This is a genomic window from Streptomyces sp. bgisy159 (genome assembly GCF_057707805.1).
The window spans coordinates 360,281-369,885 of the sequence record NZ_JBYIQX010000003.1 but is presented as its reverse complement, the minus strand read 5'-3'; the positions used below and the strand labels follow the sequence as shown (position 1 = coordinate 369,885).

The window sequence follows — 9,605 nt, the reverse complement described above, 5'->3', positions numbered from 1 at the left end:
AGCAGCGCCTTCAGGCGCTCCGCCAGCAGGTCCCAGCGCCACTTCTCCTCCACCCACCGGCGGCCCCGCTCCCCCATCCGCCGGCGCAGCTCCGGATCCCCGAGCAGGGCGACCACGCGGTCGGCGGCCTCCTGAGGCGAACCGCCGCGCACCACCCAGCCCGTCTCACCGTCCAGGACCGCGTCCGGGGCGCCGCCGGAGTCGCCGGCGACCACGGGGAGCCCGGTGGCCGACGCCTCCAGGTAGACGATCCCGAGCCCCTCGACGTCCAGACCGCCCCGCCGCGTCCGGCAGGGCATCGCGAAGACGTCGCCGGCGCCGAAGTGGGCGGGCAGCTCGGACCAGGGGACGGGGCCGGTGAAGCGGACGGCGGCGGCCACCCCGGTCTCGCGCGCCATCCGGCGCAGGTCCTTCTCGTAGGGTCCGCCGCCCACGATCAGCAGCACCGCGTCCGGCTCGGCGGCCAGGACCCGCGGCATGGCCCGGATCAGCGTGTCCTGACCCTTGCGGCGGACCAGCCGGGAGACGCAGACGACGACCGGGCGGTCGGTCAGGCCGAGGCGGGCGCGGACCTCGTCGCCGCCCGAGGCGGGGTGGAAGGTCTTCTCGTCGACGCCCGGCGGCAGCTGGACCATGCGCGCGGCGGCCGCGGGGCTGAGCGCGGTGGCGATGCGCGAGCGCGTGTACTCGCCGAGGTAGGTGACCGTGTCCGTGGTGTCGCCGATCCGGCCGAGCAGCTGCCGGGCGGCGGGCAGCTGTGCCCAGCCGGCCTCGTGGCCGTGGGTGGTGGCCACCAGGCGCTCGGCGCCCGCCCGGCGCAGCGCCGGCGCCATCAGGCCGAGCGGCGCCGCCGCCCCGAACCACACCGACGTGCAGCCGTGCTCGCGCAGCAGCTCGACGGCCCGCCGGGTCGCGCCCGGCGTGGGCAGCAGCATCGTCGTGCGGTCGCGTACGACGGGGAAGGGCTGCTCGGCGTCGAAGGCGGCCGTCGCCTCGGCGCCCTCGCGGCCCCGCTTCCAGGTGGAGGCGTAGACGACCAGGCGCTCGGGGTCGAGGTGGAGCGCCATGTTGTGCAGGAACGCCTGGATCCCGCCCGGGCGGGGCGGGAAGTCGTTGGTCACGATCAGGGTCTTGTGCATCGCCGCCGACTGTATCCAACGGTGACGCGTCGGCTGCCACGGCCGCGCTTCATGGCGTCCGCACCGTCCGCCGGGAGACCATGACCCCCATCCACGAAGCGGACGGACAGGGGCACAGGTGGAGATCACGGACGCACGGCGACCGCCGACCGGACTGCTGACGGTCTGGGGCGGCACCCGGGCCGCCCTGCTGCTGTGCGTCTTCCAGGTACTGCCCTTCCCCGGCCCGGACGTCACCACCGATGTCTCGGTCGTCTACCAGGGCTGGTACGACACGCTGCGCACGGGGGCGTTCCCGGCGCACGACGTCACGTGGCAGTACCCGCCGGCCGCCGCGCCGGCGGTCCTCTCCCCCGCCCTGCTGCCGTTCCTCGGCTACGCCCCGGCGTTCTTCGTGCTGGCCTTCCTCGCCGACCTGGCCGTCCTGACGCTGCTGCTGCGGGCAGGTGCGCGCCCGGGCCGCGGCCGGCGCGGGGCCTGGCTGTGGGTGGCGGCCGTGCCGCTGCTCGGTCCCACGGTGTACGCCCGCTACGACGTGATGGTGACCGCGGTCGCGGTGGCGGCGCTGGTCGCCGGGGCCCGGCACCCGCGGGCGATGGGGGCGCTGGCCGGGTTCGGGGTGCTGCTGAAGGTGTGGCCGGCGCTACTGCTGGCCGGTGCGGTGCGGCGGCGGGCGTGGGGCGCGGCCGCGGCGGCCGTCGCCGGGCTGTCGGCGCTGTTCGCGCTGACCATGCCGGGCGCGTTCGCGTTCCTGGGTTTCCAGCGCGAGCGGGGCACCGAGGTGGAGTCGGTGGGCGGGCTGGCGTTCCATCTGGCCCGGCACACCGGCTGGGACGGGCGGGTGGTGCTGCGCTACGGCTCGGTGGAGTTCCTCGGGCCGGGGGTGCGCGCGGTGAGCACGCTGGCGCTGTCCCTGACCGCCGTGGCGTTCGGCTGGCTGCTGCTGTGGCGGCTGTCGGCTCGCCGGCTGCCGCCACGGTCGCTCGCGGAGGCCGCGTTCACCGGGGTGCTGCTGTTCACCGTCACCAGCCGGGTGATCAGCCCGCAGTACCTGGTGTGGCTGCTCGGAGTGGCGGCGGTGTGCCTGTGTTTCCGGGACACGGTGATGGGTCCGCCCGCGCTGCTGGTGGCGCTCGCCTCGCCGGTGACGGTCCTGGAGTTCCCGGTGTGGTTCGACCGGGTCGTGGCGAGCGAGCCGCTGGGGGTGGGTCTGCTGTTCGTCCGCAACGGCCTGCTGGTCGCGGCGGCGCTCATCGCCTGCGTGCGGCTGTGGCGGTCGACCGTGCCCGAGCGGCCGGCGGTGGTCCTGCCCGGCCAGGCCGCCCGCGCCGGGCGGGCCTCCTCGCCCTCCTGACGCCGGCCGCGCCGACCGGCCCGGCCCGCGCGCCGCCCTGGCGAGCGCCGTCGCCACGCACGGGCCCGCCAGTCCCGGCGGGCCGGGCCGGAAGCGGGCGGGCGCCGGGCGCAGCACGGTCCCCGCCCGGGCGCTCAGCGGCAGCCCGGGCGCCCGTCCCCGCCCTCGAAGACACCGCCGTACACGATGCGGACGGACAGCAGCGGCGGGTGGGTACCGACGCCGCGCGGGAGCAGCGCCCCCTCGTGCGCGACGGCCTGCCCGGTGCCGAACGCCGCCACGCCCCAGGGGGCGGTCGCCGCCCGACGCCGAACGCGCCCACGGACCAAGAAGCGGTCGCCGCCCGCCGCGCGGCCGCCGCGAGTCAGCCGGTCCGGGAACCCCGCCCCCCTGCCGGTGGCCGCCGCTCACCCGCACCCGACCGGCTTCTGGCCTGACGACGCGGGCGCCCCGGTGCGCGCGGTTGACGCGGGTGACCTGGTCCGGCAGGACATGCTGCGCGTCGCGCGGGACACCGGGGAAGCGGAACGCGGCCGGCCGGCGAAGGCTCCGCCGTGCCGGATCAGCCGGCGAGCCGAGCGCGCAGATAGTCCTGCCAGTCGGCGGTGAAGTCCCGCAGCGTCGTGCCGAGCACGTCCCGCAGGGCGCCCTCGACGGCGCCTTCGCGCTTGCCGTGCGCGCCGACCGCCCGGTAGAAGGCGTGGAGCCGCTCCTCGCCCCACCGCTCGGCGATCACCCGGCACGCCATCCAGCCGCCCTCGTAGGCCTGGGCCAGCCGGGTCGCGTCGCCGCCGAAGCCGAAGTCCTCGTCGGTCGGCAGCGCGTCCGGGGCCCGGCCCTCGGCCATCGCGCGGGCCAGTTCGGGGGCGGCCTCGGCGGGTCCGCGGTCGGTGTCGCGGTAGCCGACCCAGTCGGCGTAGCCCTCGGACAGCCACAGCGGGGTCGCGCCGTTGGTGTGCGCGCGGGTGGCGACATGCGTGGTCTCGTGGGTGATGACGACCTGCCGGCCGATCGGGCCGAGCGTCCGGTACGCGTCGGGATTGACGACGATCCGGTCCGCGGGCGCCCGGGGCGGGCCGCCGGTCTCCCCGGTGGTGACGGCGGCGATCCCCCGGTAGGAGGAGGCCGGCGAGCCGAGCAGCCCGGCCATGCCCTCCAGCGACGTCGGCACGAGGAGGACGACCTGCCCGGCCCAGTCCGTGCCCCACACCGCCGAGACCGCCGGCACCGCCCGGTCCGCCAGGTCGGCGAAGGACCGCAGCCGCTCGCCGGACTGGCCCACCCCCATGACGAGGCTGTGCCGGCCGCGCACCACGGTCACCGTGCCCTGGTCCCAGAGCTGCTGGCCCGCCTTCGGCGCGGGGCGTTCCTCCGCCACCGCCCACCGCCCGCCGGCGTCCCGGGCCAGCCGCAGCGCCCGCGGGACGGTCACCGGCGCCCGGTCGTGTCCCCGGACCCGGTAGCTCAGGTCGGCGTCGACGGCGAGGGCGTCGCCGGTGCGGTGGGTGCCGGTCACCCGGTACGACCAGTCCGCCAGCGGCACCGCCCGTACCCGCTCGAACGCCGCGCCGGCACCGGTGCGGGCGTACGCCCCCGCGTCGTGCGCGAGGAGCGCGGCCGCTCTGCGGTCCAGCAGCCGCTGGGCGTCCGCGCGAGCGCCGTCGGTCGCGGTCCGGCCGCCGCACGCCACCAGCGAGACGAGCAACAGGCACACCGCCACCACTGCGGACCCGGGCGTCCGCCGTCGACCAGCCATTCTCCCGATCGTACGGGGAGGCGCCCGGAGCGGGACCCGGACGGTCCGGTCAGGGCCGGGTCACCGCGGACACCGGCATCATCCCGACCGGGTCGTAGCGCACCGGCGCCCCCGGGTAGGGGGCGTGGATCACCTGGCCGTTGCCGACGTACATGCCGACGTGGCTGGCGTCGGAGCGGTAGGTGACGATGTCGCCGGGCCGGGCCTCGGAGAGCGGGACGCGGCGGCCTGCGTGCGCCTGGGCCTGCGAGGTGCGCGGCAGGGCGACCCCGGCCTGCGCGTACGACCACTGCATCAGACCCGAGCAGTCGAACCCGGAGGGGCCGTTGGCGCCCCAGACGTACGGCCTGCCGAGCGCCGAACGGGCGGCGGCCACCGCCGCGGCCGCCCGCCCGGAGGCGGGGGCACCGCCGCCGAGGTCCGGCAGGTCCACGCGTCCCGAGCGCGAGGCCCGGTCGTAGGCGGCGCGTTCGGTGGACGACAGCGCGTTGAGCAACTGCCGCGCCCGGGCGAGTTTCCGCTCGACGGTCCGCTTGTGACTCGCGACCGCCTTGCGGCTCTTCTCCAGCTCGCTGAGCCGGTCGGTGGCCTCGGCACGCTCCTGGGCGAGGTCGCGCATCGCGTCCTGCAGTTCCCGAAGCTCACCGGCCTGGTGGACGGTGATGCGGTCGAGGGCGGCCGCCTTGGCGAGGTAGTCGTCGGGGTCGTCGGAGAACAGCAGCGCCAGCGACGGGTCGAGTCCGCCCGCCCGGTACTGGGCGCCGGCCAGGGAGCCGAGCTTGTCGCGCATCTCGTTGATGCGCGCCTGCTGCCGCGCGATGCGGTCCTGGGCGTCCCGGACCTGCCGGCGCAGGAGGCCGGCGCGTTCGCCGGCCTCGTTGAAGGCCTCGGTGGCCCGCTCGGCCTCCTCGTAGAGGCGGTCCACCTCCGCACGGGTGTCGTCGTGCGGAGCGGCCGAGGCCGGGACGGCGGAGACGGCGCCCAGTGCCGCGGCCGCGACGGACAGCGCGCTGAGCGCACCGGCCGCGCCGCGGTCGAAGCCGGACGGTGCGAGACGACGATGGAACCCCACGGAAAGCCGCGCTCCTCTCCACTGGCGGACCCCCGACGGACGGGGAAACGCGGCAGACAGTAGCCCCGTGGCGGGGCGGCGGCCAAAGACCTCGGCGGCAACACACGGTGACGCCCCGCCGCTGACGCAGGTCACCGGCGGGGCATGGGGTCAGTACGGGTCGACGCGATTCGCCCGTTCGGGCGGTGCCGTGTCCTGATCTTGGAACGGCCCGGGTGGGTGACGTCAGATCCGGACGCCGAACTGGAACGGCATGTTGTTGATCGACTCGTAGCGCACGACGGTGCCGGTGCGCGGGGCGTGCAGCACCTGGCCGTTGCCGGCGTAGAAGCCGACGTGGTGCAGGTCGCCGTAGAAGATGACGAGGTCGCCGACGCGCAGGTCGCTCTGCGAGTAGATGCGCTGACCGGCGTTGGCCTGCGCCTGGGAGGTGCGGGGGATGCCGACGCCGGCCTGGGCGTAGGCCCAGGAGGTCAGGCCCGAGCAGTCGAAGGAGGAGGGGCCGGAGGCGCCGTAGACGTACGGGGAGCCGATCTTGCTCTGGGCGGCCTGGAAGGCGGCCATGGCGCGGCTGGAGCCGGCGGTGGCACCGCTGAGGTTCACGCGCGTCGTGGAGGAGCGGCTGGCGCGGGCCTGTTCGGCGGCGAGGGCGGCCTTCTCGGCGGCGGTCAGGCTGTTGAGGAGCTTCTGCGCCTCGGCCAGCTTGCCCTGGACCTCCTGCTTCTTCTTGCCGAGTTCGGTCCGGGTGGTGGCCAGGTCCTTGAGCTTGGCGGTGGCCTCGGAGCGGTCCTGCGCCAGTTCGCGCTGCTTGTCCTGGATCTTCTTCAGCGACTCGACCTGCTGGGCGCTGAGCTGGTCGGCGGTGGACGCCTTGTCCAGGTAGTCGTCCGGGTCGGACGACAGGAACAGCTGGAGGGAGGAGTCGATGGTGCCCGTGCGGTACTGGGCGGCGGCCGCCAGGCCCATGGAGTCGCGCAGCTCGTTGAGCTCCTCCTGGCCGCGGGCGACGTTGTCCTGGATGGTGGAGATCTCCTTCTGGAGCTTCTCCTGCTTCTCCTTGGCGCCGTTGTACTTCTCGGTGGCCTGCTCGGCCTCCTCGTACAGCTTGTCGACCTTCGCCTTGACCTCGTCCTTGGTCGGCTTCTCGCTCGGTGCCGCGTTGGCGGCCTGGGAGCTGAGGGCAACGGCTGCGGCGGCAGCGGTGGTCAGCACGGTCACGCGCGTGCGGCTGGGCTGCTTGGGTCGACGATGGGACGCCACGGAGACGGGCTCCTTCTTTTGAGTGATCACCCGTGTGGAGGTTCGAGGCCAGACCCTAGTGACCTACTCGTGATCACTTCAAATCCTCAGGCGCATTTTCCCGTCACACGGCGCACTTTTCCCACCGAACTCACCTGTGGTGACGCCCCCTTGACCCAGCGTCGCGCCGCGTTCCGCCCCAATTCGGGCATTACCCGTGGAGGTTGCGCCTTTCAGGACAACCGCTTGAGGAGTACCGCAGAAGCCACCGGACGCGCTCCGGCCCTGGCGACCCCGTCGGCCACCTCGCGGTCGGTGGAGGCGACGATGACGGGCCGGCCCGGCGGTTCGGCGCGCACCAGCCGGCGGATCAGCTCGTCGGCGGTCACACCCGGCTTGGAGAACAGCACCCGCACCCCGCGCGGCGGCGCCAGCAGCACCGGCGCGGCCAGTTCGGCCCCGTCGAAGACACACGTCACCTCGGCACCGGTCTGCGCCGCGAGCTGCGAGAGCTGGCCGAGCAGCCTGAGCCGCTGCTTCTCCAACGGCATCTGCGGATAACCGGTCTTGGTCACGTTGTAGCCGTCGACGACCAGATGGGCCTGCGGCAGGGCGAGGAGCTGGTCGAGGATGGCCGGATCGTGCTCGGACAGCGCGCGGGCGGCGATGTCCTTCGGGGTCATCCGGCCCGGCTCGACGGCGTCCACGGTCTCGGCCGGGCGCACCGAGACGGGCGGCAGGGCCAGTTCGCGGCGCAGCCCCTGGGCCGCGTCCAGCACGGTGTCCAGCAGCAGCCGCACCCGCATGTCCTCGACGCTGCGCCCCTCCCGGGCCGCCTTGCGGCTGGCCTCCAGGGCGGCCTCGGTCTCCCCGAGCCGCGCCCTCAGCCGCCGTGTCTCGCCCTCCGCGGCGGACAGCTGGGCCTGCCCCTCGGCGCGCACCGCCTCCATCTCGCCGCGCAGCTTGCGCAGGGCGGCCTCGCCCCGCTTGACGTCGCTGAGGGCGGAGCGCAGCTTGCGCTGAAGCGATTCCGCTTCCTTGCGGGCCGACTCCAGCTCGGCGCGCAGCCGCTCGGTCTCGGCGCGGGTCTGTTCCCGGGCCTGCCCGAGCTGTTCGCGCAGCCGCTCCAGCTCGGCGCGGCTCTCCTCGTCGGCGCGCTCGGCGTCCGCCCGCTGCGCCTCCTCACCGGCCGCGGTGACCAGCTTCACCCAGCCGGTGGGCCGGAGTACGTAGGCCGCGGCCGCCACATCGAGCGGATCCGCGGCCGGGGGCGGCGAGCCGGAGTCGAGGGCGCCGGCGAGTTCCGGCTGGGCCTCTCTCAGCTTCTCCCCGATGCGCTGGCGGAACAGTGGTTCCGTCTCCAGCGCGGCCGCCATCGCGTTCCCGGCGAACTTGGCCCGCCGGTTGGGCGCGAAGCGCGCGTACTGGCGCAGCTGCGCGGGAAGTTCGGAGAGGGTCAGCCCGCCGAAACCGTCCGACACGATCTGCACGACCCGGCGGCGCACGCCGTCGGGCAGCGGACGGTCGAGCACCTCAGCGGCGCCGTCCCCCGGCCCCCCGCCTGCGCTCTCCACCATCCGTCACACCCCACTACCTGTCACGACCGGTCCCGGGCACCGGCCCGTTACTCGGCACCCGGCCTGTCCACGAGTTCCACCTTGTCCACGGCGTTGCACCAGCGGCACCGCACCGACTCGATGGTCTCACTGAGCACCTCGCGCTCCTCGACCTTCGGCTCGCCGGCCAGATCGAGGTGGACGTACTCCACGACCTTCGACGAGCGCGTCACGTCGAACCGGGTGAGGTTGCCGCAGAGGGTGCAGCGCCACCGCGTCGTGGCGGTCGGCAGGGGAACCGTCATCGTGGCTGTGCTCTTTTCTTCCTTGGTTTCCATTGTCGGTGACGCGCCGGACTCTCCCCGGTGCGTGTGGGTCGTAACCCTACGGCCTGGCGCGGTCCCGTCGCCCGTCCGTCCAGGGCGGCGAGGCGGTCCGTCCCATTCGGTCCGGTTACGTCATGCTCTGTGTTCATGATCGGCAGCAGCGGCGGCAGGGTCCTCGCCAGGATCCGGAACACCTCGACCCCGGTGACCTACGGGCTGATCACCCTGTGCTGCGTGATCTTCCTGGTGGGGCCGGCGTCCGGCCTGAGCCCGGTGTACGGCACCGGTGACGAGCTGCTCGCCGCGCAGCGGGCCTACTTCCGGCGCTGGGGCGTGGTCCCGGCCGAGCTGTTCACGGGCGCCCCGCGGGCCGCCCTGACTCCGCTGACCGCGCTGTTCGTCCACGGCAGCTGGCTGCACCTGCTGGGCAACATGCTGTTCCTCCACGTCTTCGGGGGTATGACCGAGGGCCGGATGGGCCGCGTGGAGTTCACCCTCTTCTACGTCGGCTGCGGCTATCTCGCGCTGCTCGGCTACGCGGCCGCCCACGCGTCCTCCGAGCAGTCGCTGGTCGGCGCCTCCGGGGCGATCTCGGCGGTGCTGGGGGCCTTTCTGTACCTGTTTCCCCGGGCGCGGGTGACCAGTCTCCTTCCGTTCCTGTTCTTCCTGCCGCTGCGGTTCCCGGCCTGGGTGGTGCTGCCGTTCTGGGCCGTCCTGCAGTGGCTGGCGGAGCGCGCCGCGCGGGGGCAGGAGGTGGCGTACCTGGCCCACCTGGTGGGGTTCGGGCTGGGCTTCGGCTACGCGTGGGCGAGATACGGCCGTGGGACTAAAGTGAGGGCCGCCCCAGCTCCGGCCCCCGAGGGAGAGAACCAGCCGTGATCACCGCGATCGTTCTGATCAAGACCAGCGTGGACCGGATCCCGGAGATCGCCGAGCAGATCGCCTCCCTGGAGAGTGTGAGCGAGGTCTTCTCGGTGACGGGCACCTACGACCTGATCGCCATGGTCCGGGTGCGGCAGCACGAGGACCTCGCCGAGGTCATCCCCGCACGGATCAGCAAGATCCCCGGTGTGGAGGCGACGGACACGCACGTCGCCTTCCGCACGTACTCGCAGCACGACCTGGAGGCCGCGTTCGCCATCGGGCTGGACTCCTGAGCCGCC

General features: G+C 74.2%; 10 protein-coding genes. 3 read left to right on the top strand and 7 right to left on the bottom strand.

Annotation, left to right across the window (positions count from 1 at the left end; all coding sequences use genetic code 11):
• Nucleotides 1–1,139, bottom strand: a 1,139-nt coding sequence (locus AC3ET3_RS05565) for a glycosyltransferase family 4 protein (protein WP_432135591.1), incomplete at its 3' end; no start/stop codon positions are given.
• Between the two features lie 118 nt (nt 1,140–1,257).
• Between AC3ET3_RS05565 and AC3ET3_RS05560 the strand changes: the two genes are divergently transcribed.
• Entirely contained in the window at nt 1,258–2,493 is a 1,236-nt protein-coding gene (locus tag AC3ET3_RS05560; RefSeq protein WP_432135592.1) for a glycosyltransferase 87 family protein, read from the top strand.
• Between the two features lie 134 nt (nt 2,494–2,627).
• On the opposite strand, the gene AC3ET3_RS05555 is transcribed toward AC3ET3_RS05560, so the two are convergent.
• From AC3ET3_RS05555 to AC3ET3_RS05530, 6 genes are all read right to left on the bottom strand, one after another.
• The gene (locus tag AC3ET3_RS05555; RefSeq protein WP_432135593.1) at nt 2,628–2,774 is read right to left on the bottom strand and encodes a hypothetical protein; all 147 of its coding nucleotides are present in this window, start codon (nt 2,772–2,774) and stop codon (nt 2,628–2,630) included.
• 281 nt (nt 2,775–3,055) lie between these two features.
• Nucleotides 3,056–4,249 (bottom strand): hypothetical protein, encoded by a 1,194-nt coding sequence (locus tag AC3ET3_RS05550; RefSeq protein WP_432135594.1) that lies wholly within the window; start codon nt 4,247–4,249, stop codon nt 3,056–3,058.
• A gap of 49 nt (nt 4,250–4,298) precedes the next feature.
• On the bottom strand, nt 4,299–5,321 hold the full coding sequence (locus tag AC3ET3_RS05545) for a C40 family peptidase (RefSeq protein WP_432135595.1): 1,023 nt from the start codon (nt 5,319–5,321) through the stop codon (nt 4,299–4,301).
• Between the two features lie 225 nt (nt 5,322–5,546).
• Complete coding sequence (locus tag AC3ET3_RS05540) at nt 5,547–6,581, bottom strand: C40 family peptidase (RefSeq protein ID WP_432135596.1); 1,035 nt, start codon at nt 6,579–6,581, stop codon at nt 5,547–5,549.
• Nucleotides 6,582–6,793: 212 nt separating this feature from the next.
• Nucleotides 6,794–8,137 carry an NYN domain-containing protein gene (locus AC3ET3_RS05535; protein ID WP_432155744.1) on the bottom strand — a complete coding sequence of 448 codons (1,344 nt, stop codon included), beginning with the start codon at nt 8,135–8,137 and terminating at the stop codon, nt 6,794–6,796.
• Between the two features lie 47 nt (nt 8,138–8,184).
• Complete coding sequence (locus tag AC3ET3_RS05530) at nt 8,185–8,421, bottom strand: hypothetical protein (RefSeq protein ID WP_398866397.1); 237 nt, start codon at nt 8,419–8,421, stop codon at nt 8,185–8,187.
• A 168-nt stretch (nt 8,422–8,589) separates the two neighbouring features.
• Here AC3ET3_RS05530 and AC3ET3_RS05525 point away from each other — a divergent pair, with 168 nt between their 5' ends.
• Both AC3ET3_RS05525 and AC3ET3_RS05520 read left to right on the top strand, forming a co-directional pair.
• Nucleotides 8,590–9,321: a rhomboid family intramembrane serine protease gene (locus AC3ET3_RS05525; RefSeq protein ID WP_432135598.1), complete on the top strand. Its 732-nt coding sequence runs from the start codon at nt 8,590–8,592 to the stop codon at nt 9,319–9,321.
• The gene (locus AC3ET3_RS05520; RefSeq protein ID WP_432135599.1) at nt 9,318–9,599 is read left to right on the top strand and encodes an Lrp/AsnC family transcriptional regulator; all 282 of its coding nucleotides are present in this window, start codon (nt 9,318–9,320) and stop codon (nt 9,597–9,599) included. Before AC3ET3_RS05525 ends, AC3ET3_RS05520 begins: the two co-directional genes overlap by 4 nt.
• The last annotated feature ends 6 nt before the right edge of the window (nt 9,600–9,605 follow it).